The organism is Brevundimonas sp. (assembly GCF_041648615.1).
Classification (GTDB): domain Bacteria; phylum Pseudomonadota; class Alphaproteobacteria; order Caulobacterales; family Caulobacteraceae; genus Brevundimonas.
On the sequence record NZ_JBAZOS010000026.1, the window covers coordinates 1 to 24,414 of the forward strand.

26 protein-coding genes are annotated in these 24,414 nt (G+C 68.4%); 19 read left to right on the forward strand and 7 right to left on the reverse strand.

The window, feature by feature from the left end; genetic code table 11:
• From WC555_RS10610 to WC555_RS10620, 3 genes are all read left to right on the forward strand, one after another.
• The coding region (locus tag WC555_RS10610; RefSeq protein WP_373253418.1) for an HlyD family efflux transporter periplasmic adaptor subunit at window positions 1-468 on the forward strand (468 nt) is incomplete at its 5' end.
• Window positions 465-1,403, forward strand: coding sequence for an ABC transporter ATP-binding protein (locus WC555_RS10615; protein ID WP_373253420.1), 939 nt, complete (start codon window positions 465-467; stop codon window positions 1,401-1,403). The genes WC555_RS10610 and WC555_RS10615, both read left to right, overlap by 4 nt.
• 2 nt (window positions 1,404-1,405) lie before the next feature.
• Window positions 1,406-2,533 (forward strand): ABC transporter permease, encoded by a 1,128-nt coding sequence (locus WC555_RS10620; RefSeq protein ID WP_373253481.1) that lies wholly within the window; start codon window positions 1,406-1,408, stop codon window positions 2,531-2,533.
• Between the two features lie 306 nt (window positions 2,534-2,839).
• On the opposite strand, the gene WC555_RS10625 is transcribed toward WC555_RS10620, so the two are convergent.
• Window positions 2,840-3,268: an organic hydroperoxide resistance protein gene (locus tag WC555_RS10625; protein ID WP_373253422.1), complete on the reverse strand. Its 429-nt coding sequence runs from the start codon at window positions 3,266-3,268 to the stop codon at window positions 2,840-2,842.
• Between the two features lie 50 nt (window positions 3,269-3,318).
• Complete coding sequence (locus tag WC555_RS10630; protein ID WP_373253424.1) at window positions 3,319-3,990, reverse strand: J domain-containing protein; 672 nt, start codon at window positions 3,988-3,990, stop codon at window positions 3,319-3,321.
• A 45-nt stretch (window positions 3,991-4,035) separates the two neighbouring features.
• On the opposite strand from WC555_RS10630, the gene WC555_RS10635 reads away from it, so the two are divergent.
• The 4 genes from WC555_RS10635 to WC555_RS10650 all read left to right on the forward strand — a co-directional run bounded on the left by WC555_RS10635 (window position 4,036) and on the right by WC555_RS10650 (window position 8,664).
• Window positions 4,036-4,341: a BolA family protein gene (locus WC555_RS10635; protein WP_373253426.1), complete on the forward strand. Its 306-nt coding sequence runs from the start codon at window positions 4,036-4,038 to the stop codon at window positions 4,339-4,341.
• 98 nt (window positions 4,342-4,439) lie between these two features.
• Complete coding sequence (locus tag WC555_RS10640; RefSeq protein ID WP_373253428.1) at window positions 4,440-6,254, forward strand: response regulator; 1,815 nt, start codon at window positions 4,440-4,442, stop codon at window positions 6,252-6,254.
• Between the two features lie 137 nt (window positions 6,255-6,391).
• Window positions 6,392-6,883 carry an RcnB family protein gene (locus WC555_RS10645; RefSeq protein ID WP_373253430.1) on the forward strand — a complete coding sequence of 164 codons (492 nt, stop codon included), beginning with the start codon at window positions 6,392-6,394 and terminating at the stop codon, window positions 6,881-6,883.
• An 86-nt stretch (window positions 6,884-6,969) separates the two neighbouring features.
• A complete protein-coding gene (locus WC555_RS10650) occupies window positions 6,970-8,664 on the forward strand; it encodes a cisplatin damage response ATP-dependent DNA ligase (protein ID WP_373253432.1) in 1,695 nt (564 codons plus the stop codon).
• Here the strand turns inward: WC555_RS10650 and WC555_RS10655 are convergent.
• The gene (locus WC555_RS10655; protein ID WP_373253434.1) at window positions 8,646-9,275 is read right to left on the reverse strand and encodes a hypothetical protein; all 630 of its coding nucleotides are present in this window, start codon (window positions 9,273-9,275) and stop codon (window positions 8,646-8,648) included. The genes WC555_RS10650 and WC555_RS10655 overlap by 19 nt on opposite strands.
• Before the next feature lie 91 nt (window positions 9,276-9,366).
• Here WC555_RS10655 and WC555_RS10660 point away from each other — a divergent pair, with 91 nt between their 5' ends.
• The 3 genes from WC555_RS10660 (at window position 9,367) to egtB (ending at window position 13,637) form a co-directional block, all read left to right on the forward strand.
• Window positions 9,367-10,347 (forward strand): mechanosensitive ion channel family protein, encoded by a 981-nt coding sequence (locus tag WC555_RS10660; RefSeq protein WP_373253436.1) that lies wholly within the window; start codon window positions 9,367-9,369, stop codon window positions 10,345-10,347.
• A 3-nt stretch (window positions 10,348-10,350) separates the two neighbouring features.
• Entirely contained in the window at window positions 10,351-11,364 is a 1,014-nt protein-coding gene (locus tag WC555_RS10665; protein ID WP_373253438.1) for a low specificity L-threonine aldolase, read from the forward strand.
• 113 nt (window positions 11,365-11,477) lie between these two features.
• Window positions 11,478-13,637 (forward strand): ergothioneine biosynthesis protein EgtB, encoded by a 2,160-nt coding sequence (gene egtB, locus WC555_RS10670; RefSeq protein ID WP_373253440.1) that lies wholly within the window; start codon window positions 11,478-11,480, stop codon window positions 13,635-13,637.
• A 57-nt stretch (window positions 13,638-13,694) separates the two neighbouring features.
• Here egtB and WC555_RS10675 read toward each other — a convergent pair whose 3' ends face one another.
• Complete coding sequence (locus WC555_RS10675) at window positions 13,695-13,919, reverse strand: general stress protein (RefSeq protein ID WP_373253442.1); 225 nt, start codon at window positions 13,917-13,919, stop codon at window positions 13,695-13,697.
• Window positions 13,920-14,031: 112 nt separating this feature from the next.
• Window positions 14,032-14,190 (reverse strand): hypothetical protein, encoded by a 159-nt coding sequence (locus tag WC555_RS10680; RefSeq protein WP_373253444.1) that lies wholly within the window; start codon window positions 14,188-14,190, stop codon window positions 14,032-14,034.
• 141 nt (window positions 14,191-14,331) lie between these two features.
• Between WC555_RS10680 and WC555_RS10685 the strand changes: the two genes are divergently transcribed.
• Window positions 14,332-14,622, forward strand: coding sequence for a hypothetical protein (locus tag WC555_RS10685; RefSeq protein WP_373253446.1), 291 nt, complete (start codon window positions 14,332-14,334; stop codon window positions 14,620-14,622).
• Here WC555_RS10685 and WC555_RS10690 read toward each other — a convergent pair.
• Window positions 14,619-15,320, reverse strand: a complete 702-nt coding sequence (locus WC555_RS10690; RefSeq protein WP_373253448.1) for an MBL fold metallo-hydrolase — start codon at window positions 15,318-15,320, stop codon at window positions 14,619-14,621. The genes WC555_RS10685 and WC555_RS10690 overlap by 4 nt on opposite strands.
• A gap of 194 nt (window positions 15,321-15,514) precedes the next feature.
• Here WC555_RS10690 and tig point away from each other — a divergent pair, with 194 nt between their 5' ends.
• From tig to WC555_RS10725, 7 genes are all read left to right on the forward strand, one after another.
• Entirely contained in the window at window positions 15,515-16,858 is a 1,344-nt protein-coding gene (tig, locus tag WC555_RS10695; protein ID WP_373253450.1) for a trigger factor, read from the forward strand.
• A gap of 118 nt (window positions 16,859-16,976) precedes the next feature.
• Complete coding sequence (locus WC555_RS10700; protein ID WP_373253452.1) at window positions 16,977-17,900, forward strand: hypothetical protein; 924 nt, start codon at window positions 16,977-16,979, stop codon at window positions 17,898-17,900.
• A 108-nt stretch (window positions 17,901-18,008) separates the two neighbouring features.
• Window positions 18,009-18,938 (forward strand): hypothetical protein, encoded by a 930-nt coding sequence (locus WC555_RS10705; protein WP_373253453.1) that lies wholly within the window; start codon window positions 18,009-18,011, stop codon window positions 18,936-18,938.
• A 141-nt stretch (window positions 18,939-19,079) separates the two neighbouring features.
• A complete protein-coding gene (locus WC555_RS10710; protein WP_373253455.1) occupies window positions 19,080-20,036 on the forward strand; it encodes a hypothetical protein in 957 nt (318 codons plus the stop codon).
• Window positions 20,037-20,138: 102 nt separating this feature from the next.
• The gene (locus tag WC555_RS10715) at window positions 20,139-21,092 is read left to right on the forward strand and encodes a hypothetical protein (protein WP_373253456.1); all 954 of its coding nucleotides are present in this window, start codon (window positions 20,139-20,141) and stop codon (window positions 21,090-21,092) included.
• Between the two features lie 111 nt (window positions 21,093-21,203).
• Window positions 21,204-21,845, forward strand: a complete 642-nt coding sequence (locus WC555_RS10720; RefSeq protein WP_373253457.1) for an ATP-dependent Clp protease proteolytic subunit — start codon at window positions 21,204-21,206, stop codon at window positions 21,843-21,845.
• Window positions 21,846-21,920: 75 nt separating this feature from the next.
• Window positions 21,921-22,241: a hypothetical protein gene (locus tag WC555_RS10725; RefSeq protein ID WP_373253459.1), complete on the forward strand. Its 321-nt coding sequence runs from the start codon at window positions 21,921-21,923 to the stop codon at window positions 22,239-22,241.
• A 3-nt stretch (window positions 22,242-22,244) separates the two neighbouring features.
• Here WC555_RS10725 and WC555_RS10730 read toward each other — a convergent pair whose 3' ends face one another.
• Complete coding sequence (locus WC555_RS10730) at window positions 22,245-22,892, reverse strand: HAD-IB family hydrolase (protein ID WP_373253460.1); 648 nt, start codon at window positions 22,890-22,892, stop codon at window positions 22,245-22,247.
• A gap of 188 nt (window positions 22,893-23,080) precedes the next feature.
• Here WC555_RS10730 and clpX point away from each other — a divergent pair, with 188 nt between their 5' ends.
• On the forward strand, window positions 23,081-24,355 hold the full coding sequence (gene clpX / locus WC555_RS10735) for an ATP-dependent Clp protease ATP-binding subunit ClpX (RefSeq protein ID WP_055832584.1): 1,275 nt from the start codon (window positions 23,081-23,083) through the stop codon (window positions 24,353-24,355).
• Window positions 24,356-24,414 lie beyond the last annotated feature (59 nt).

Consider the following 24,414-nt stretch of genomic DNA (forward strand, 5'->3'; position numbering starts at 1 on the left):
CTGGGCGCGCGCGAGGACGCGCTTCGCCAGGCCGAACAGCAGGCGGTCCAGGCCGGGGGCGGGCTCAGCGAGGCCAGGGCGCGGCTGGGCCAGCTGGCGCCCGTCGCGCCCGGCCCGGCGCGGGTGGAGGAGATCTTCTATCGCCGCGGCGAATGGGCGGCGGCCAATGCGCCGATCCTGGCCCTGCTGCCGGACAATGAGGTCAAGCTGGTCTTCTTCGTGCCCGAGGCCGGGATGGCGCGCTATCGCCCCGGCCGCACGGTCAGCTTCAGCTGCGACGGTTGCGCCACGCCGGGCAGCGCCCGGATCACCTGGGTCAGCGCCCGGCCGGAGTTCACGCCGCCGGTCCTGTACAGCGAGGGCAGCCGCGACCGGCTGGTCTATCGTGTCGAGGCCCTGCCGGCGAATGCGGCGATGCTGAACCCCGGCCTGCCGGTGGATGTCGCGCCGCTGGAGGCGGATCGGTGAATACGGTCGCCGATCCGGTCATCGACGTGCGCGGGCTGAACAAGTCGTTCGGCGCCCTGCATGCGGTGAAGGATTTCGGCATCACCGTGAATCGGGGCCGCATCTGCGGCTTCCTGGGCCCCAACGGCGCGGGCAAGACCACGACCCTGCGGATGCTGTGCGGCCTGCTGACGCCCGACAGCGGCGAGGGGACGGTGCTGGGCTATGACGTGATGAAACAGTCGCGGCTGATCAAACAGCGCGTCGGCTATATGACGCAGAAATTCTCGCTCTACGAAGACCTGTCGATCGAGCAGAACCTGACCTTCATGGCCCGGGTGCACGAGCTGGACCGGCGGCGCGAGCGGGTGCAGGCGGCGCTGGACGGGCTGGGGCTGACGGCGCGGCGGGCGCAGCTGGCCGGCCATCTGTCGGGCGGGTGGAAGCAGCGGCTGGCGCTGGCGGCGGCGACCCTGCACGGGCCGGACCTGCTGCTGCTGGACGAGCCGACGGCGGGGGTGGACCCCGAGGCGCGCCGCACCTTCTGGGACGAGATCCATGCGCTGGCGGCCGGGGGCATGACCGTGCTGGTCTCGACCCACTACATGGACGAGGCCGAGCGCTGTCACGAGATCGCCTATATCGCCGGCGGCCAGACCCTGGCGAGGGGTACGGCGGACGAGGTGATCGAGGCGTCGGGCCTGGTCACCTTCCATGCCGAAGGGCCGGGCGCGGACCGGCTGGCGGCTGAATTGCGCGGCAGGCCGGGCGTGGAGATGGCGGCCCCGTTCGGGACGACCCTGCACGTCTCCGGCCGCGACCGGGCGGCGCTGGAGGCGGCGATCAAACCGTACCGCAAGGCTCCGCTGCAATGGTCGGAGACGCAGCCGACGCTGGAGGACGTCTTCATCCAGCTGATCCACGACAGCGAGGCCGGAAAGAAGCGAGCGGCGTGAAGATGCTGTCCCTGACCCGCACCTGGGCCATCATGGCCAAGGAGTTCACCCAGCTGACGCGCGACCGGCTGACCTATGCGATGATCCTGCTGCTGCCGATCGTGCAACTGCTGCTGTTCGGCTACGCCATCAACGGCGACCCGCGGAACCTGCCGACGGCGGTGCTGGTGCAGGACAACGGGGCCTTCTCGCGCTCGATCCTGACCGCGCTCGACAACAGCGGCTATTTCGAGATCACCCTGCAGGCCCGCAGCCAGGCCGAGCTGGACCGGGCCATGGAGCGGGGGACCATCCAGTTCGCGGTGATCATCCCCGCCGACTTCACCCGGCGGATCGTGCGCGGCGACCGGGCCCAGCTGCTGGTCGAGGCCGACGCCTCGGACCCCACGGCGACCAGCGGCGCGGTGGCGGCCCTGGCCAATCTGCCGGCCCAGGCCCTGGCGCGCGAGCTGACCGGACCCCTCGCCAACCGGGGGCCGGGGACCCAGCCGTTCGAGGTGATCGTGCATCGGCGCTACAACCCGGAGGCCATCACCGCCTACAACATCGTACCCGGCCTGCTGGGCGTGATCCTGTCGATGACGCTGGTGATGATGACCTCTCTGGGCATGGCCCGCGAGCGGGAGCGGGGCACGATGGAAAGCCTGCTGGCCACCCCGGTGCGGCCGCTCGAGGTCATGATCGGCAAGCTGACGCCCTATGTGCTGGTCGGCCTGATCCAGGCGGTGGTGATCCTGGTCATGGCGCGGCTGCTGTTCCAGGTGCCGATGAGCGGCGGCTGGATCGCCCTGGGGGCGGGGCTGATGCTGTTCATCATCGGCTCGCTGTCGCTGGGATTCCTGATCTCGACGGTGTCGAAGACCCAGCTGCAGGCGATGCAGATGAGCGTCTTCTACATGCTGCCGTCGATCCTGCTGTCAGGCTTCATGTTCCCGTTCCGGGGCATGCCGGACTGGGCCCAGGCCCTCGGCACGGCGATTCCCGTCACCCATTTCCTGCGGGTGGTGCGGGGATCGCTGCTGAAGGGCGTCGGGCTGGAAAACGCGGGGCCCAGCCTGTTCGCCCTCGCCCTGTTCGTGCTGGTGGTCGGGGCGCTGGCGATGCTGCGCTACCGGACCACGCTGGACTAGGCGGGCGGGGAGCCTGTCAGGATAGGGCCGGTCCGGAAGCCGACTCGCGCAGCAGTGCGCCGGCCAAGGTCGTGAGGCTGCTCACGACGCCCAAGATATCGAATATCTGCAGATCAGCATATGACGCCGAAGACCAATGAGCGCCGCCGAACTGATCAGGATAAATATTGAGATTGATATTTGACGACATTATTTCACGCGCTCCAATGCGCTATGAAATACTATAACGGCTCCAGGCAATATTGGTTGCCTGGAGCCGTAATCTCTTCGGGCCGGAGGGTCTGCCGTAGGCCGCTGTCCGCAGCTTCAGCCGGCCGTCAACGCCACGTCCACATTCCCGCGCGTGGCGTTGGAGTAGGGACAGACCTGATGAGCCTTCTGGATCAGGTCGTCGATCACCGCCTGTTCGAGACCGTGGTCGGTGACCTTGATGGCGATGTCGAGGTTGAAGCCTTCGCCGCGCGTGTTCGGACCGATGCCGACGGCGGTATGGATCTTCGTGTCCGGCCCGACCGGCGTGCCCGCCTTGCCGCTGACAAGCCTCAGCGCGCCCATGTAGCAGGCGGCGTAGCCGGCCGCGAACAGCTGTTCGGGATTGGTCCCGGCGCCGCCCTTGCCGCCCATTTCGGCCGGAAGCGAGAGCAGGACGTCGATCTTGCCGTCGTCGGTGGCCGAACGGCCCTCGTCGCGGCCGCCTCCGGTCGAGACGGCGTGGGCGGTGTAGAGGACTTGCATGGGACGGCTCCTGATGGGGGTCCCTTAGCTAGGCGCTCCGAGCGGCCGCGCTAGGCCAGGCCCGCCTTCTTCAGCGTCTTGTAGGCCTTGATGACGCTCTGCAGCTTGGCCTCGGCGCCGCGGTCGCCCTGGTTCAGGTCCGGGTGGAAGCGCTTCAGCATCTCGTGATAGCGCGCCTTGATCCCGGCCTTGTTGGTTCGGGCGTCGAGGTCGAGGACGGTCAGCGCCGCCCGTTCCAGCTTGCCGAGGCGAAGCGTGTCCTCGCCTTCGGGTCCGGCCTGCTCCTTCGTGCGGCGGCCGAACAGGCCGAAACTGTCCTGCCAGGTGCCGGCGCCCCTGGTGTTGGCCGTGCCCATCTTCGAGGCGAAGGCGGCGGCCTCGCGGCTGAATTTGCCGGCCTTCATCTCCCAGGTCGGACGGCCGCCGGTCATGGCCTCGTTTTCCTTGGCCGCGCGGACCTCGCCGTCGCTCATGCCGGCGTAGAAATTCCAGCCCTTGTTGTACTCGCCGGCGTGGCGCTGGCAGAAATCATAGAAGTCGTTCAGCCGCTCGCGCGACTTGGGGGCGCGCGCGGTGGCGGGCGCGCGGCAGTCCGGCCAGTTGCAGGCCTTCTCGCCGGGCTTCAGGTGCAGGACATCGGCCTCGGCCGCCTCCTCTTCGGGGCGCGGCGGCTTGATCCGCATGTCCTTGAAGCGGGGCTTGTATTCAAACTCGGATGACATCGGCGCAAGTGTAAGGTGGAATTGGTCACCAACAAGGACACACCCATGCCGGAAGGCCCGATTGCGACGATTATCCGGGAAAAACTGACGGCGGGCCTGTCTCCCGACCGGCTTGTCATCGAGGACGACAGCGCCCGGCACGCCGGCCATCATCATGAAGGGGGGGCGGACGGCCGCCCGGGCGGCGAAAGCCACTTCAACCTGGTCGTGGTCGCGGCGGCCTTCGAGGGGCAGGGGCGGGTGCAGCGGCAGCGGGCGGTCAACGAGCTGCTGCGCGCCGAACTGGCCGGTCCGGTCCATGCCCTGTCCATCCGGGCGCTGACCCCGGCCGAGGCGAGCGCGGCCGGTTGACGTTCGTCGAACGCTGATGCTGAAAACCCTCAGCGTTCATCTCGTCTTAGAGACTTCGCCATAGCGTTCGGCCCGGGACTTAAAGGGGCTGGGCGCGCATGGTTGAATCGGACGGCATCGGCAAGTCGATCAACGGCGAACCGGGCGCTGGCGAGGCCGCGCAGGCCCTTCGCGCGATTCTGCAGACGCAATACCTCCGCTATATGATCATCGGCACGTGGGCGCTCGGCCTGCTGGCCACCGTCGGCCTGACGACCGCCGCCTTCTGGTTCGTGGGAACGATCGCCGCGGGCGCCATCCGCGGAGCGGTCGAGAAGCGCATCAGCGACCGGGTCGGCGCGGGCTGGGGACTGGTGTTCCCCGCCGTGGCGACCGCGACCACCGCGGCCTGGGCCACGGCGCCCCTGCTGGCCTGGTTCTCCGGGGGCGAGTTCGGTCATGCCCTGGCCCTGGCCCTGCTGGTGTCGGGCTATGTGCTGGTGTTCGCCCAGCTGCGCAGTTCGCCGCGTCAGGCCATCGTGATTTCCTCGCCCTACGGCGTCGCCGCCCTGATCATCGCGGCCAGCCTGTGGGGCACGCCGACCTTCTGGCAGTTCGTGGCCGTGGTGCCCTTCACCGCCGCGGGCCTGGTGGTGCTGGTCATGATGACCATGCTGCGGGAAGAGCGCATCCGCGCCTTCCAGGAGCATCAGGCCCATCTGATCGAGGAGCTGGAGGCCGCCCGCGACCGGGCCAACGCCGCCAACGACGCCAAGTCCAGCTTCCTGGGCGTCATCTCGCACGAGCTGCGCACGCCCATGAACGGCGTCCTGGGCGCGGCGCAACTGCTGGGAGCCACGCGGCTGGAGCCGACGCAGCGTGAGTATCTGTCGATCATCCGCAACTCGGGCGACAATCTGCTCAGCCTGCTGAACGACATTCTGGACATGACCAAGATCGAAGCGGGCAAGATGACCTTCGAGGTTGTCGACGTCTCGATCGAGGACCTGCACAAGCGGGTGACGGGACCCTTCCAGGCCCAGGCCGAGGCCAAGGGCCTGACCTTCGCGACCCGTTTCGAAGGCGAGATTCCCGCCGTGGTCCGCGGCGATCCCCTGCGGGTCTGTCAGGTCATCCACAATCTGTTGTCCAACGCCGTGAAATTCACCGACCGGGGCGAGGTCAGCTATGTCGTCCGCGGCGAGCGGCTCGAGGACGGCCGGGTCCGGTTCGACTTCGGAGTGACCGACTCCGGCGCCGGCATCTCGTCCGAGGATCTGGCGCGCCTGTTCCAGCCCTTCACCCAGGTCGACGGATCGTCGACGCGCCGCTTCGGCGGCACGGGCCTCGGCCTGACGATCGCCCGGCGCATGGCCAACATCATGAGCGGCGACATCAATGTGACCTCGACCGTGGGGGAGGGCTCGACCTTCACCTTCTCGGTCGAGACCGACGTGGTCGAATGGGCGCGGCAGGAAGCAGCGGAGCCCATCCACGCCGAAGTGACCGACGGTCAGGCGCTGAACGTGCTGGTGGTCGAGGACCATCCGGTCAACCGCATGATCCTGGAGGCCTGGCTCGGCTCGGCCGGTCACGCCTCGGTCAGCGCCGAGAACGGCCAGATCGCCGTCGCCATGGCCGAGGACCAGACCTTCGACCTGATCGTCATGGACGTGAACATGCCGGTGATGGACGGCCTGACCGCCACCCGGGCCATCCGAGCGGGCGACGGGGTCAACCGCGAGACGCCGATCGTCGTCTTGTCCGCCTCGGCGCGCAGCGAGGATCATGCCGCGGGTCTGGACGCCGGAGCTGACGCCTATCTGAACAAGCCGATCGATTTCGCCGCCCTCGCCGATCTGATGAACCGGGTCGGCGGCGGCCGGGCGGGCGTTCGCAGCTGTATCGAAACCCCCCAGGTCGCCGCCGCCTGACCCCGATCGGCCAATAGCGTTCCAAAGGCGCCCGCGGTCTGAACGGGGCATGACCATGGACGTTCACACCCGGCTCAAGCGCCGGGGACCAGAGTGCGGGCAAGTCGAGATCTTTCGGCCGCATCTGGAGACGTCTCATGAAGAAGATTCTCACCGCAGCCATCGCCGCGACGCTCGCCATGAGCTCGCTCGGCGTGGCCTCCGCCGCCGAAGCCCAGTCGCGCGGCCATCACGAGCAGCGCCAGGATCGTCGCGATGACCGCAACGACCGTCAGGACGATCGCCGCGACGACCGCAACGATCGTCGCGAATGGCGCCAGGACGCCCGCGAGGACCGCCGCGAGGCGCGTCAGGACCAGCGGGCCTACGCCCGATGGCAGCGTTCGGATCGCCGCTACAACGCCGGCCGCTACCAGGCGCCGCGCGGCTATCAGACCCGCCAGTGGGCCTATGGACAGAGCATGCCGTCCTCCTACCGCTCGAACCAGTACGTCGTGAACGACTACAGCCGCTATGGCCTCCGCGCCCCGCCGCGCGGCTACCAGTACGTCCGCAGCGGCCATGACGTGGTCCTGTCCAACTCGAACAGCGGCCTGATCGCCGCCGTGATCGCGAGCCTGTTCAACTAAACGACCCGCGCCTGAAGAGACGACGCCCCGGAGGGAAACCTCCGGGGCGTTTTTCGTTTGGGTTCAAGACGTTTAGATGAGGTCCGATGCGCGCCTTCGCCGAACTGCTGGACCGACTGTCGCTGACCGCGTCGCGCAACGCCAAGCTGGTGCTGCTGCGGGACTATCTGCGGATCACGCCCGATCCGGACCGGGGCTGGGCGCTGGCGGCCCTGACCGGCGACCTGACCTTCGACGCGGCCAAGCCGGCGATGATCCGCAAGGCGGTCGAGGCCCGCGTCGATCCGGTGCTGTTCGGCTGGTCCTACGACTACGTCGGCGACCTGGCCGAAACCGTCGCGCTGATCTGGCCCCGGAACCCGGACTACAAGCCGAATCGCGAACCCGAACTGGCCGAGGTCGTCGAGGCCCTGCGCACCGCCGGGCGGGGCGAGGTGAAGGCGCTGCTGGAGGGCTGGCTGGAGGCGCTGGAGCCCAAGGGCCGGTGGGCCTTGCTGAAGCTGATGACGGGCGGGCTGCGCGTCGGCCTGTCCGCGCGTCTGGCCAAGACGGCGGCGGCGATGGTTCGCCCCGCGGCGGTCAGCGAGCCGCCCGATCCGGACGGGCACGAGGGCGAGATCGCCCTGGAGCCCATCGACGCCTCCGACATCGAGGAGATCTGGCACGCGCTGGAGCCGCCCTATGCCGATCTGTTCGCCTGGCTGGAGGGCCGGACGGAACGCCCCAGCGGCGATGCGCCGGGCCGATTCCGTCCGGTCATGCTGGCGGTCGCCATCGACGAGGCGGTCGACTTCGCGCGCCTCTCGCCCGCCGACTACGCCGCCGAATGGAAATGGGACGGCATCCGCGTCCAGGCCGTGCGTGAGGAGGGGGTCCAGAAACTGTATTCCCGCACCGGCGACGAGATATCGGGCGCCTTTCCCGACGTCATGGCGGGACTGACCTTCGAGGGCGCGCTGGACGGAGAACTGGTGGTGTGGCGCGACGGCGCGGTGGCGCCGTTCGGCGACCTGCAGCAACGGCTGAACCGCAAGGCGGTCGATGCGAAGACCATGGCGGCCTTTCCGGCGGCCATGGTCGCCTATGACATTCTGGCGGACCACGGCGAGGACCTGCGGGCGCTGGCGTTGAGCGAGCGGCGGGCGCGGCTGGAGGCCGTGGCCGGCCAGGGCGGGGAGCGGCTGCATCTGTCGCCGGTTGTGCCCTATGCGGACTGGGACGACCTGGCCGTCCTGCGGGCCGATCCCCCGGTGGGGGCGGCGGCCGAGGGGCTGATGCTGAAGCGGTGGGACAGTCCCTATCTGGCCGGCCGGCCCAAGGGGCCGTGGTTCAAATGGAAGCGCGATCCCCATGTCATCGACGCGGTCCTGATGTACGCCCGGCGCGGTCACGGGAAGCGGTCCAGCTTCTATTCCGACTACACCTTCGGCGTCTGGACCGAGGAGGGCCCGCTGACCCCCGTCGGCAAGGCCTATTTCGGCTTCACGGACGAGGAGCTGAAACAGCTGGACAAGTTCGTGCGCGACCACACCGTCGAGCGGTTCGGCCCGGTGCGGTCCGTGCGGGCCGAGCGGGACTTCGGCCTGGTGCTGGAGATCGCCTTCGAGGGGCTGAACCGCTCGACCCGGCACAAGTCGGGCGTGGCGATGCGGTTTCCCCGCGTCAGCCGCATCCGCTGGGACAAGCCGGCGCGCGAGGCGAACACCATCGCCGACGTCATGGACCTGCTGGACGCCATCGAGGGCGGCGGCGGACGGATCGCTCAGCCGACGACGGGCTGACTCCGGGCGCGCCACGACGGGTCGCGCTGGTCGGTCAGGCCGCACAGCTGCAGGAAGCCGATCACGGGAACCTCGCGGCGCGGCTCGGCCCGGGCGAGAAACAGTTGCGGCGGCGCCTCGGCCCGCACGGTCAGCGGCAGGACCACCCACGAGCGGGGGAAGGGCCGCACGTCGATGTGCGGATCGGCCTTCAGATGCGGGCAGTACCGCAACGACCGGGCCGAACAGGCCTTGTGCAGCGGCGCGATGGCGCCGGCGTCGATCAGGACCCTGTCGTCCTCGATTTCGGCCGGCAGGGCTCCGCCGCGACCGGTGGCGCGCAGGGCGCCGGCGGTGAAGGGATGCGCCACCTGGGTGTAACGGTCCTCCGGCGTCGTCGGCTTGCCGCACATCGGGCACAGCATGTCGCGGACGGTCAGCCGCTGCCGCACCGCATGGTTCTGGGAATACAGGGGCTTGCCGTATCCGGCGTGGTCGGCCTGAACGATCGCCAACGCGCCGTTGACCGAGGCGCAGGGCCGCACGCCGAGAATGGCTTCGCCGGTCCAGCTGGTCACCCAGGGAACATCGACCCCGACCTTCAGGGCCGAGAGTTTGGCGGAGTCGTTCATGGGTGCAGTTTAGGACGGCGACGCCCCGACGCGAAACCGGAAATACCGGCGATGGGGTTCCAAATCGGGGCCGAGGCGTTAGACCCGGCCCATGTCTTCCCTCGTCGCCACCCTGAACGAGGCGGTCGCCGCCGGCCAGAAAGCCGCCGCGGTGGACGTCGCCATGATCGCCAAGCTGACCGACATGGCCGGCGACTTCGCGATCAATCTGGTCATCGCCGCGATCATTCTGGTCGTCACCATCTTCGCCTCGCGCTGGGCGTCGGGCGTGACGCGGCGGGCCCTGTCGCGCGTGCGCGGCTTCCGGCACGACCCGACCGTGCTCAGCTTCGCCGTGCAGGTGGTGCGGGTGCTGGTCTTCATCATCGGCTTCATCGCGGTGCTGCAGCGGCTGGGGGTGCAGACCACCTCGATCATCGCCGTGCTGGGCGCGGCTTCGCTGGCGGTCGGTCTGGCCCTGCAGGGCACCCTGTCCAATGTGGCGGCGGGCGTGATGCTGCTGATCCTGCGGCCCTATCGGGTGGGCGACCTGATCGACGTCGGGGGCCAGGTGGGCAGGGTGCAGCGGCTGGACCTGTTCCTGACCCAGATGTCGGACGCCAACAACGTCAAGATCGTCGTCCCCAACGCCAAGGTGTTCAGCGACACCGTCCTGAACCTGTCGGGCCAGAAGACGCGGCGGATCGAGCTGAAGCTCGGTGTCGGCTACGGCGCCAATCTGAACACGGCGCGCGACGCGCTGGTCGGCGCGGCGTCGGCGCACCAACATGTCCTGCCCGACCCTGAGCCCTGGGCCGGCGTGACGATGCTGAAGGACAGTTCGGTCGAGATGACCCTGCAGGCGTGGACGATGTCCGACGACTACTGGCAGGCCAAGGCCGACGTGCTTCAGGCCGCCAAGGAGGCGCTGGACGCCGCCGGGATCGAAATCCCCTTCCCCCATCAGGTCGCCGTGCCCTATGGCGAGGACGACGGGCCCGTCGCGCCGCCGGTGCGCAGGGCTCGCCGCCGGGACACGTCCAGCGATCCGTCGCCGGGCGACGCCCATCAGGACAGCGGCAGCGAGGGCTGAGGCGTGCGCTACGATTTCGGATCCGACAACACCGCCGGCATGGCCCCGGCCGCGCTGCGGGCGGTGGTCGAGGCCAACGAGGGCTTTGCGCGGGCCTATGGGGCGGACGACGTCACGGCGCGCGCCGCGGACCTGATCCGGCGGCGGCTGGATGCGGACGCGGATATCCGCTTCGTCTTCTCGGGCACGGCGGCCAACGCCATCTCCCTGTCGATGCTGGCCTGGCCGCATGAGGCGGTGCTGGCGCATCACGCGGCGCACATCTGCACCGACGAGACCGGCGCGCCGGGCTTCTTCGGCTCGGGCGTGGGTCTGATCGGCCTGCCGGGCTTTTCCGGCAAGATCGATCCGCTGGCGTTGCACGCCGCGCTGGACGAGCCGGAGGTCGGCCATCGCCAGCCGCCGGCGGCGCTCAGCCTGACCCAGTCGACCGAATACGGCACGGTCTATACCGAGGAAGAACTGCGCCATCTGATCGAGCCGGTGAAGCTGAAGGGCTGCGGCGTGCATATGGACGGCGCCCGGCTGGCCAACGCCGCGGCGGCGGGCTTCGACCTGACGCAGATCGCGCGGCTGGGGGTGGACGTGCTGGTGTTCGGCGGGGCCAAGGCCGGAGCGAATTGCACCGAGGCCATCGTCATGTTCGACAAGAGCCTGGCGCGGCGGATCGACAACCGGCTGAAACAGGCGGGCCAGACGGCCTCGAAGGCCCGGTTCCTGGCGGCGCCCTTCCTCGGTCTGCTGGAAACCAACGGGTGGGAGGACGGCGCGGCCCACGCCAATCTGATGGCCCAGCGCCTGGCCGCCGGCGTCGCCGGGCGGTCGCCCTTCATCCTCGCCCATCCGGTCGAGGCCAACGCCGTCTTCGTGCGCATGCCCCCGGCGGCGCACCAGCGGCTGAACGACATGGGCTGGGCGTGCTACCGGTTCGACGACGGGTCAGTGCGGTTTGTCTGTTCCTGGGCCACGCGGGAATCGGCTGTGGACGAGCTCATAGAGGCCATTTCCGCGCTTTAGGCCCGGCGAATGCTTGAAGCCTCCGGGCGCCCTTCCTAGTTTGGAACAAACCGGGACCGGGACCGTTCGAAGCCCGAGCGCCGGTCCGGCGTAAACTGCCAGGGGCGGACCAGATGAACGCGCCATCGCGCATCCCCGAGGGGATCACCGGGGACCTGACCCGCTTCAGAGACGTTCGTTCGGCCATGCCGGCGCTGGCCTCGGGTCTGGGCGTGGAAGACCTGTCCGCCCAGTCGATGCCGGATTGCAGCCCCGGAAAATGGCATCTGGCCCACACCAGCTGGTTCTTCGAAGCGATGATCCTGGGCGAGGAGCCCGGCTATCAGCCGGTCGATCCCCGCTTCCAGACCCTGTTCAACAGCTATTACGAAGCGCTGGGCCCGCGCGTGGCGCGATGCGAGCGCGGCCTGATGACCCGGCCGTCGCTGGAGGACGTGCTCGCCTATCGCCGCGAGATCGACCGGCGGATGACCGCCTGGCTGGGGCAGGGCGATGCGGACCCACGGCGCCGCTACCTGTTCACCCTCGGCCTGCATCACGATCAGCAGCATCAGGAGCTGTTCCTGATGGACCTGCTGAACCTGATGTCGCGCTCGCCGCTGGATCCCGCGGCCTACGACCGGACGCCGCGCGCGGGGCCGGTGGAGCCGCCGCGCGGCGGATGGACGCGGTGCGAGGGCGGCCTGGTCGAGATCGGCCATGGCGGCGGTGATTTCGCCTTTGACAACGAGGGACCGGCCCATCGCGTCTGGCTTGACCCTTACGCCCTCGCCAACGACCTGGTCACGAACGGCGACTGGCTCAACTTCATCGAGGATGGCGGTTACGCCCGTCCTGAGCTGTGGCTGGCGGACGGCTGGGCGACGGTCAAGACCGAGCGCTGGATCGCGCCTCTGTACTGGCGCGACGAGGGGGGGCGCTGGACGCGGATGAGCCTGACCGGCCGCGTGGACGTCGATCCTGGCGAACCGGTCAGCCACGTCAGCTTCTATGAGGCCGACGCCTATGCCCGCTGGGCCGGCAAGCGGCTGCCGACCGAGGCGGAATGGGAGCACGCGGTGCGTTGCCGGCCCGACGCCTTCTCGAATGCGTTCGGCGAGGCGTGGCAATGGACCGCCAGCGCCTACGCCCCCTACGCCGGCTTCCGGCCGACCGAGGGCACGGCTTCGGAATACAACGGCAAGTTCATGGCCAACCAGATGGTGCTGCGGGGTTCGTCCTTCGCCACTGCGTCCGAACATGCCCGGGTTACGTATCGGAACTTCTTCTATCCCTATCAGAGGTGGGCGTTCATGGGACTGCGACTGGCCGACGACGCTGCGACGCCGCTGACGCGGGCGTCCGAACCGGGCGAGACCGCCCGTTTCCGCCGGGACCTGATCGCGGGGCTGTCCCGCTCGCCCCGGACGGCCTCGCCCAAATGGTTCTACGACGCCGAAGGGTCTCGCCTGTTCGAGGAGATCACCCGGCTGCCCGAATACTATCCGACCCGTCAGGAAGCCGCTTTGCTGCGGCAGGTGGCGTCGGACTGGGCGGGGCGGTTCGGGCCGGACGCGGTGCTGGTCGAGTTCGGATCGGGCGCCAGCGAGAAGACCCGCATCGTGCTGGACGCCGCGGCGGACCTGGCCGCCTATGTGCCGATCGATATCAGCGCCGACGCCCTGGACGCCGCCGCGCGGCGCATCGCCGACGCCTATCCCGCGCTGAAGGTGGCGCCCCTCGTCGGGGACTTCCTGCATCTGGGGGCCTTGCCCGCGGAAATCGGCCAGGGCCGACGGGTCGGCTTCTTCCCCGGCTCGACCATCGGCAATCTGGAGCCGGAAGAGGCGATCGCCTTCCTGAAGGCCGCGCGCTCGCTGCTGGGCGACGACGCCCTGTTCATTCTCGGCGTCGATCTGGTCAAGGCGCCCGAAACCCTGATCGCCGCCTATGACGACGCCGCCGGCGTGACCGCCGCCTTCAACCGCAATCTGCTGGCTCGGGCCAACCGCGAACTGGGCGCGGACTTCGACATCGACGCCTTCGCGCACCGGGCTCTCTGGAACCGGACCGAGTCACGGATGGAGATGCATCTCGAGGCGACGCGCGACATGACCGTCAGCCTCGACGGCCAGACCCTCCGGTTCGCCCGGGGCGAAACCATCCACACCGAGAACTCGCGGAAATTCACGGAAGAGACCGTGCGCGGCCTGGCCCGCGCCGCGGGCTGGTCGGTCGCCGCGTTCGAGGCGGGGGAGGCTCCCGCCGTGGCGCTGGCGTTGCTGCAGGCCTGACGCGCAAAGGGACGGCGCCCTTGCGGACGCCGTCCCTCCGATCGCCTTGGTCCTGCGTTAGTCTGTGGCCGTGCCGGGCTCGCGAACCCGGGCGCCGTGGGACGCTTCCCCGCCCTTGCGACCGGCCTGGGCGGCGAGGCTGCGGTCCTGGGAGAAGCTGCGCTTCTCGCTGGGTACGCTGGCTCCGCCCTTGCGCGCGATCTCGCGCTGGCGTTCCGGGTCCATCGAGGCGAAGCCCCGCTTGGAGACGCCGGAGGCACGTGTGGGCTGACCTTGAGCCATGGAGGGGTTCCTTTCGTGGCGACGGTGGCGGTTGTTGAATGAACCCTCCCGTCCGCGTCCGGTTCCGGTTGCCCGGTCACACAATTGCGAACGAATCACAGGGTTTGCGTCATCAGCCGCCGTAGGGGCGGGCGTCGCCGGGCTCGCCGCCGGGGATATCCTGTTGCGGCATTTCCTCCGGGGCGCTGCCCGGATCGAGGTCCGGTCCGGGCGTGTCAGGCGGCATGATTTCGGGCTGTCCGCCGGGGCTGTCCGGTTCGACATAGGTCATGGCGATCTCCTCTTCCGCAAAGGAAACGCCGCATGTCGGGGCGCTGTTCAATCACGTTTCAGAAACGCGACATTTTGCCCGGAACCGCCTCGTCGGGCGGTGGTTTGACGGGCTTGCCCCCCGCACCCTCAAGGAGCCGCCATGACCGAGTCCTACGCCGGAACGACGACCATCGAAGACATCGAGACCGACGCCGACACCCCGACCGCCGCGCTGGACCGCGCGGCTGATGCGATCCTGGCGCGGGACGACGCCCGACGCCCTGGCGCCCGGCCGCTGCGGCAAGCCGTTCGCGAAGACGCCGCCCAGGCGCGCGACTGGGGCCGTCACAGGGCCGAGAGCCTGCGCGCCACAGTCGAGGCCGAGCCGGTCAAGGCGACCCTCTACGCCCTCGGCATCGGCGTGGTGATCGGACTGCTGGCGGCGCGCTAGGCGGGACCGGAGGCCGGACGCGCGATCGGCGTCCGGCGCATCGCCTCGTCCGAGACGAACGGATTGGTCCGGCGCTCGGCCCCGAAGGTCGAGGTCGGACCATGCCCCGGCACGAAGGCGACGTCGTCGCCCAGCGGCCAGAGTTTGGCGGTGATCGAGTTCAGCAGGCCGGCGGGATCGCTGCGCGGGAAATCGGTCCGGCCGACCGAGCCCTGGAACAGCACGTCGCCGACCTGGGCGAACCGGGCCGCGCGATTGAAGAAGATGACATGACCCGGCGTATGGCCCGGGCAGTGGTAGACCTCCCAGGTCGTGTCCCCCAGCGTCAGCACATCGCCATCGGCCAGCCAGCGGGTCGGGGTGAAGCTGCGGGCGTCGGGCAGGCCGTACATCTGGCCCTGGGCGGGAATGCCGTCGATCCAGAACTGGTCGTCCGGATGCGGGCCGATGATGTCGAGCCCGGTCTTCTCCTGCATCTCGGCCGCGCCGCCGGCGTGATCAAGGTGGCCATGGGTGATCCAGATGGCGTCCAGCGTCAGTCCCTGCTTCGCCACGGCGGCCAGCAGGGCGTCGACCGAGGCTCCGGGATCGATGATCGCCGCCTTCATCGTCTTGCGGCACCAGACGAGGGTGCAATTCTGCTGCAGCGGCGTAACCGGGAAGACGGCGACGCCGATCGGGGCGGAGGAGGAGCTCATTCCCTCCAGATAGCCTGCCCGGGCGCACACCGAAACCGTCCCCTGTCCCGCCTCTCACGTTGACCTTTGGAACCGTCCTCGACATAAGGGCGGGCTTCAAAGGCGCCGCCTCCAAAGGGCGGCCCTTGTTGCTTTACCCACACCGCGCAGCGCCTGCCTCAATGGCGCCGCCACAGAGCGTCAGAATCCCGGCCATGCAAGTTGTCGAAAAGTCCAACGAAGGTCTCAGCCGCGTCATCGCGGTGACCATTCCCGCCGCAGAGCTGAACCAGAAGCTGGACGCGAAGCTGAAGGAAGTCGCGCCGCAGATGAAGCTCAAGGGCTTCCGTCCCGGCAAGGTCCCGATGTCTCACGTCAAAAAGACCTTCGGTCGCGACCTGATGGGCGAAATCGTCAACGATGCGCTGAACACCTCGAGCCAGAAGGCCCTGGACGACGCCAAGGTGCGTCCGGCCGCGCCCGCCGAGATGAAGCTGACCTCGGACATGGACAAGGTCATCGCCGGTACGGAAGACCTGGCCTATGAAATGGCCCTGGAAGTCATGCCCGACTTCACCCCGACCGACGTCAAGAAGCTGAAGCTGGAACGCCCGACCTACGAAGCGTCGGACGCCGATCTGGACGAGGCCCTGACCGAACTGGCCGGCCAGGCCAAGTCGTATGTCGAAAAGACCGGCAAGACCGTGAAGGCCGCCGATGGCGACGAGGTCACCATCGACTTCCTCGGCAAGCTGGACGGCGAGCCCTTCGAGGGCGGCGCGGCCGAGGACACCCAGCTGGTGATCGGCTCCAACCGCTTCATTCCCGGCTTTGAAGAGCAGCTGAAGGGCGCCAAGGTCGGCGACGAGAAGGTCCTGAACGTGACCTTCCCCGACGACTACCAGGCCGCCCATCTGGCCGGCAAGGCCGTGACCTTCGACGTCAAGGTCAAGGCCATCAAGGCCGAGGCCCCCGCCGTGGTCGACGAGGAATTCGCCAAGCGCATCGGCATCGAGTCGCTGGACAAGCTGAAGGAACTGCTGCGCACCAATCTGAACCAGCAGTACACGGGCGCCGCCCGCTTCAAGCTGAAGCGCGCCCTGCTGGACGCCCTCGACAAGGCCCACGACTTCCCCCTGCCGCCCAAGATGGTCACGGCCGAGTTCGACGGCATCTGGCAGCAGGTCCAGGCCGACAAGGAAGCCGGCCGCCTGCCGGAAGAGGACGCCAAGAAGTCCGAGAAGAAGCTCAAGGAAGAGTATCAGAAGATCGCCGAGCGCCGCGTGCGCCTGGGTCTGGTGCTGGCCGAGATCGGTCGCGCCAACAACGTCCAGGTCACCGACCAGGAGCTGAACAACGCCATCATGAACGAGGCCCGCAACTATCCGGGCCAGGAGCGTCAGGTGCTGGACTTCTATCGCCAGAACCCCAACGCCGCCGCCCAGATGCGCGCCCCGATCTATGAGGAGAAGGTCTGCGATCTGATCTTCGACACCGCCAAGGTGACCGACACGCCGATCACCAAGGAAGAGCTGCTCAAGGAAGACGACGACATCTAGGGGCCCGATCGCGCCGGGGCATGACGCCGCCCTCGACGTGCATCCGTTCTGACGCCCGGCCCCTGTACGGCCATCTTCTCGGTCTCAATCTGGCTCCCGTCATGCGGGAGGGAAGTTCATGTCGTTTTCAGCGCTGGCGTTAGCCGCGGCTTTGTTGGTCCAGGTTCCCGGGCCCCCTCAGGTTCCGCCGGCAGAGGAGCCCTCCCAACTGGAGGATGTCGTCGTCGAGGGCCGACGGCTGCGCACGGTCATCCAGGATTTCGTCGGTGAGGTGGCCGCTCCGGCCGGTGTTCGCGGACCGGCTCGCTGGAACGGCCCGGTCTGCATCGGCGTCGTCAACCTGCGCGGCGAGGTCGCCCAGTATATCGTGGACCGGGCCTCGGATGTCGCTCGCGAGCTGGGGCTGACGGCGGGCGAACCCGGCTGCCGGCCCAACGTCCTCATTATCGCCGTCGACGACGGCCGTGCGGCGGCGGACAGCATCGTTGAAGCACGACGGGCGGCCTTCAGGCCCGGGGGATCGGGGATGACGCGGTCGCTGCGGGCCCTCGACGAGTTCAGAACCTCCGAGGCGCCGGTCCGATGGTGGCACGTCAGCGCGCCGGTGGATTCCGAGACCGGGGCGCTGGCGACGCGTCTGCCCGGCATGGACGCGCCCCGGACCGCCGTTTCGACCGCATCGCGAATCCGCACGGACATCCGCGACGACCTGTTGAAGGCCATCATTGTGGTCGATGTCCGGAAGACGGCGGCTGTCTCGCTGGCGCAACTGGCGGACTACTGCACCCTGGTGGCGCTGGCCCAGGTGGATCCCAAGGCGGACGTCGCGACGTTCGAGACGGTGCTGAACGTCTTCGCGGACCCGTCCACCCCGGGTCTGACGCCCTGGGACCTGGACTATCTGAAAGCGCTCTACAGCGTCGAGCAGAACAGCGTGGGGGCCAATGCGCGGGGCGCGGAGATCGTCGATCAGATGATGCGGCGCGCGGCAGAGGCCGCCGCCGAAGAGGACCCGGCTGGTCCGGGGCCGCGCCTTCCGTAGCGACCCCGACGACGCGTTTCGGGCTTGCGGGGGCGGATTGACGGAGGCGGTTTTCGGGACAAGAGTTCGACGCTGGCCGTCGAGCCGGTCGCAACCCGAGGGACTGTCATGATCAGCGCCCCTGTGATCGCCGCCCTGTCTCTCGCGGTTCTGTCGCCGCAGGAGGCGCCCGGGACCGTCGCCAGCCCTCCCGCCGTCGCGCCTGCCGAGCAACCGTCCACGCTTGACGACGTCGTGGTCGATGGTCGGCGGCTGGACGAGTTGGCGAGGACCTATGTCGACGCGGTGGCCGCACCCGCCAAACGCCGGGGTCTGGCGCGGTGGCCGGGCCGGATATGCGTCGGCGCCGTCAACATGCGCAGGGACCTGTCCCAGGCCGTCGTCGACCATGTGTCCAGCCTGGCCCTCGAGCTCGGCCTGCGCATCGGCGAACCCGGGTGTCGGCCCAATATCGTGGTCATCTTCTCGGCGGACGCCCGGAGTCTGGCGGCCAGTCTGGTCGAGGCGGACCGTCGCGCCTTTCATCTCGGCGTGGGCGGCCTGGATCGCGGCGGCGTCGCGCTGGACGCCTTCACGCGCTCGGAAGAACCGGTCCGCTGGTGGCATGTCAGCATGCCGGTGATCGGCGCCAGCCATGCCCGCGCCATCCGCATGCCCGGCGACTCCGGTCCCATCTTCGTTCCCGGGGAGGGCATCGTGAACCGGGGGCGGCCCATCAGCGACGATCTCAACAAGGTCGTCATCATCGTCGATGTCGATCAGCTGGAAGGCGCGACCCTGGCCGCGCTGAGTGAATATATCGCCATGGTGGCGCTGGCCCAGGTCGATCCGGAGGGCGACACCAGCGGCTACAGCACCATCCTGAACCTGTTCGCCGACCCCGGGGGCGTCCAACGCCTTTCGGAGTGGGATATGACCTATCTTCGCGCCCTGTATGACGCGCCGTCCGAGCGCCTGAATCCGAACCGGCAAGCCGCCTCGATCGCGCGAACACTGACGCGCGAACGCCGCGCGGCCGCCGCGGACCCGCTGAGGTAGCAGGACTGTTCGCGGGCGAACCGACTGGCCGGCGATCCTGATTTCGCCCCCGCGTCGCGCAGCCGCCCCGGGCGCCCTGGAACAGCACGCGACGGATAACCGGAACCATGTTACGCTGAATACATCTCTGGAGGGTGTTTCATGATCGCCGCACTGATGCTCGCCGCCGCGCTGACCCTGCCGCAACAGGAGCGCGCCGCGCCCCCGCCGGATCCGGACGCCGCGGTCAGACTGGAGGATGTGGTGGTGGACTCCCGCCGCCTCGAGGACGCGGCCCGGGAGTTCGTGGACGAAGTCTCCAACCCGGTGGGGCGTCGGGGGCTGGCGCGCTGGCATCGGGGCGTCTGCGTCGGCGTGGCCAATCTTCAACCCGAGCTTGCCCAGCCTCTGATCGACCGGGTCTCGGACGTGGCGCGCGGGATCGGGCTGACCTCCCACGAACCGCCATGCCACCCGACCATCCTGATCGTGGCCACCACGGACGCCGACGACTTCACCGAGAAATTCATCGCCATGCGGCCGGCGCTGTTCCGGCCGGGGGGTTCCGGCATGAACCAGGGCCCGGCCGCGCTGGAGCGTTTCCGGACCTCGGACCAGGTCGTCCGCTGGTGGAGCGTCAGCCAGCCCACGGACTCGGACACCGGCCAGTCGGCCGTGCGGATGCCGGGCCAATGCAACCTCAATTGCACCGGCACGGGGTCCGCCATCCAGTATGCGCCCAACACCCCGGTTCGCGGCACAGCCCGGCTGTCCTCGCAGTATCGGCAAGACCTGAAGCGGACCTTCGTCATCGTCGACGTCGACCGTCTGGGCGAGGTCACCCTGGACCAGCTCGGCGACTATATCGCCATGGTCGCCCTGGCGCAGATCGACCCGGACGCGGACACCAGCCGGTTCGAAACGGTGCTGAACCTGTTCGAGGACCCTTCGAGGGTGCGGGGTCTGAGCGGCTGGGACCAGGCTTACCTCAACGGCCTGTATGGCGCGTCGTGGTACCGGATCAACCAGAACAGCCAAGTGCACGCGGTCTCGGACACGATCGCGCGGGAATACCGCCAGGACCGGGCCAGCGAAGATCTGGACGACAGGACGGAATAGAGGGGCGTCCCTGCATCGCGCCATCGACCTTCGATCGGGATCTGCGCCGCTCTCGGCGAGAGGCGAGGTCAGGTGAACCTTCGCGTTTGGGAAAATCACGACATGCCGAAGACGCCCCTGGTCCTTCTCCTGTCCTTCGCGCTCGCGGCGGGGCCGGTCCTCGCCCAGGAACCGACCGCGCCGCCGCAGACCCCCGCCCCGGAACAGGCGACCGATCTGGGCGATGTCGTCGTCGAGGGCCGGCGACTTGAGGCGCTGGTCCGCGATTTCGTCGAGGAGGTGGCCGAGCCGGCGAACAATCGCGGTCTCGCCCGCTGGAACCGGCCCATCTGCGTCGGCGCCGTCAACCTGCGGTCGGCGGTCGGGCAGTACATGGTCGATCGGGTCTCGGATGTGGCCCGCGAACTGGGGGTCGAGGCGGGCGAGCCGGGCTGTAAACCCAACATCCTGATTGCGGGCACGGTGGACGGGGCGGCGCTGGCCGCGGCGCTGGTCCGGTCACGCCCGCGCAATTTCGACCTGCGCCACAACGGCACTGACGCGGGAACGCGCGCCTTTGAGGCCTTCAGGACCGACGACCGACCGGTGCGCTGGTGGCAGATCAGCATTCCGATTGACTCGGAAACCGGCGGACGGGCGATCCGGCTGCCGGGCGACGTGGATCCCGTCACCGGCCGGCCCATGGCGCCGCAGATCGAGGTTTTCGCCGCCTCGCGCATTCGGAGCCAGATTCGCGACGACATGGTCCGGTCGATCGTCATCCTCGACGTTGACCGGCTGGGCGGAGCCACCCTGGTCCAGCTGGCTGACTATGTGGCCCTGGTGGCGCTGGCGCAGATCGACTGGAAGGCCGAGGCGACAGACTACCGCACGATCCTGAACCTGTTCGAGGACCCGACGACGGCGCCGGCGGGGCTGACCGATTGGGACAGGGCCTACCTCAAGGCGCTGTACGAACACGACCAGCTGCGGATCAACCGCAACAGTCAGGTGCAGGCTGTGGCGGACGCCGTCACGCGCGACCGGCGGGCGGCGGCGGAGACCGCGCCGGAGTGATCGCGGGCGGCGTGCGGGTCGCGCCTTGCGTCAACGGCCCGGCGACGCGATATCCTGTCCAACAGGCATGCGGCCGGTGAGTCGCGCCTCCATGCATCCCAGAAGGCCCATATGCGCGATCCGATCGAACTGATGAACATGAACCTCGTCCCCATGGTGGTCGAGCAATCCAGCCGGGGGGAGCGGGCCTTCGACATCTTCTCGCGCCTGCTGCGCGAGCGGATCATCTTCCTGACCGGGCCTTTCGAGGACAGCATGGCGTCGCTGATCTGCGCCCAGTTGCTGTTCCTGGAATCGGAAAACCCGAAGAAGGAAATCAGCATGTATATCAACAGCCCCGGCGGTCAGGTGACCTCGGCGCTCGCGATCTACGACACCATGCAATACATCCGCTCGCCGGTTTCGACGGTGTGCATGGGCATGGCCGCCTCGGCCGGTTCGTTGATCCTCGCCGCCGGCGCCGCCGGGGCGCGGGTGGCCCTGCCGAACGCCCGCATCATGGTGCACCAGCCTTCGGGCGGCTTCCGCGGCCAGGCCTCGGACGTCGAACGCCACGCCGAGGACATCCGCTACACCAAGCGTCGCCTGAACGAGATCTACGTCCACCACACCGGCCGGACGTATGAGGAAGTCGAAAAGACCCTCGACCGCGACCACTTCATGAGCGCCGAGGAAGCCAAGGCCTGGGGCATCGTCGATCACGTCTACGACCGCCGCGAGCAGGCCGAGAGCGACGGCGTCAAGACCGTCTGATCCAGCCTCTCCATCAACCCGGGGAAGGGCGCGCCGTGACCGGTGCGCCCTTTTCTTTTGTGCTATCAGGCCGCCATGGAACAGACGCGCGAAACCAGCGGGACCGTCGAGGTCGACGGCGAGACCTATGAATGGGCGATCCGCCGCCAGCCCCGGCCGCTGGCCGGCGGCAAATGGGACGGCATGGGGTTGAGCCTGCGCCTGAAGGACTTCCCGCGTGAGGCGGTCGTGCTGTTTCCCATGCCGATGCGGCCGAACGGACGGCCCGACATGGAGAAGCAGCGCGTCGATCTGGACAGCGTGCGCAACGCCGTGGCTTCGGCGATCGCCGCGGGCTGGAACCCCACGTCGCGCGGCAAGGCCATGGTCTTCGACGTGGACGCCGACGGCCGCTGACGGTCAGGACTGCTCCTTGAACCGCCGGAAGCCGGCTTCGTCGGCGATGGCCAGCATCTCCGTATCGCCGGAGGTGTCGCCATAGGCGGCGGCCAGTTTCACATCCTCGCCAAAGGCCGCGCGCAACCGCCGCACCTTCTCCTCGCCCCGGCAGTTGGGGCCGGCGAAGGCGCCGGTGACCCGGTGGTCGGGGTCGAAGGTCAGCGGCGTGCCCAAGAGGGCCTCGGCCCCCAGACGGCGGGCGAACGGCGCCACGGTGGTTTCCGGAGACGCCGTGACGATGACCCGGTACGCCCCCTTCGCCCCCCAGTCCTTCCAGCAGGCGAGGGCGTCGTAGCGCATGAAGCCCGGCCAGACCTGGCCGGCGTAGGCCTCGGCGTCGGCCTCAAGCTGCCCCCGGGGCGTCCCCTTGAGGAATTCCCGCACCGAGGCGGCCTTCAGCCGGCCCCGGTCCCGATCAGCAAGGTAGGCGACCAGATCGGGCGTCATCCGCGCCAGCCCCCGGTACCAGCCGCCGGCGCCGGCCCGCCAGCGCAGGAATTGGGTGAAGCTGTCGCGAACCGTCAGCGTTCCGTCGAAATCGAAGGCGACGATGGCCTGATCCTTGCGAGGCGACTGGCGAACCATTGTGGGACTTCCCATGTCAGACATTCGCCGCGATCTCCCTCAACAGTGAACCGTCCGTTTCGCACTCCGGCCACGCTTGGCCGGGGTTGTGGCGGGCGTCGGTATGGGTGATTGTCAATTTTTGAAGACCTTTGCGCCCATGTTCCGGGAATCAACGCGAAGGATGCGCGTTAGCCCCATATCGGGGTGAACCGCGGGAGTGAGAAGGCTCGATGACCAAAGCCGCCGGCACAGACGCCAAAAGCACGCTCTACTGCTCGTTCTGCGGGAAGAGCCAGCATGAGGTGCGCAAGCTCATCGCCGGGCCGACCGTGTTCATCTGCGATGAATGCGTCGAACTGTGCATGGATATCATCCGTGAAGAACACAAAATCTCATTCTCCAAGGCCAAGGACGGCGTGCCGTCGCCCAAGGAGATCCGCGAGGTCCTGGACGACTACGTCATCGGCCAGAGCCACGCCAAGAAGGTGCTCTCGGTCGCGGTCCACAACCACTACAAGCGGCTGAACCACGCGACGAAGAACAACGACGTCGAACTGGCCAAGTCCAACATCATGCTGATCGGGCCGACCGGCTCGGGCAAGACGCTGCTGGCCCAGACGCTGGCCCGCATCATCGACGTGCCCTTCACCATGGCCGACGCCACCACCCTGACCGAAGCCGGTTATGTGGGCGAGGACGTCGAGAACATCATCCTCAAGCTGCTGCAGTCGTCCGACTACAACGTCGAACGGGCCCAGCGCGGCATCGTCTACATCGACGAGATCGACAAGATTTCGCGCAAGTCCGACAATCCCTCGATCACCCGCGACGTCTCGGGCGAGGGCGTGCAGCAGGCCCTGCTGAAGATCATGGAAGGCACCGTCGCCTCCGTGCCCCCGCAGGGCGGCCGCAAGCACCCGCAGCAGGAGTTCCTGCAGGTCGACACGGCCAACATCCTGTTCATCGTCGGCGGCGCCTTCGCCGGCCTCGAGAAGGTGATCGCGGCGCGCGGCGACGGGGCCTCGATCGGCTTCGGCGCCAAGGTCAAGGAAATCGACGAGCGCCGCACGGGCGACATCCTCAAGGGCGTCGAGCCGGACGATCTGATGCGTTTCGGCCTGATCCCCGAGTTCATCGGCCGCTTGCCGGTCCTGGCGACGCTGGAGGACCTCGACGAGGAAGCCCTGGTCACCATCCTGACCGAGCCCAAGAACGCCCTGGTCAAACAGTACAAGCGCCTGTTCGAGATGGAGAACGTCGACCTGACGTTCACCGACGACGCCCTGATCGCGGTGGCCAAGAAGGCCATCACGCGCAAGACCGGCGCCCGCGGCCTGCGGTCCATCCTGGAAGGCATCCTGCTGGAGACGATGTTCGAACTGCCCACCTTCGAGGGCGTCGAGGAAGTCGTCGTCAACGCCGAGGTCATCGAGGGCAAGGCCCAGCCGCTGCTGATCTACTCCGAGACCAAGTCCAAGAAGGCCGCGCCCGACAGCGCCGCCTGATCCGGGGCTGACACTGAAGAAGGGCGGGTCCGGCGACGGGCCCGCCCTTTTCTGCGCCC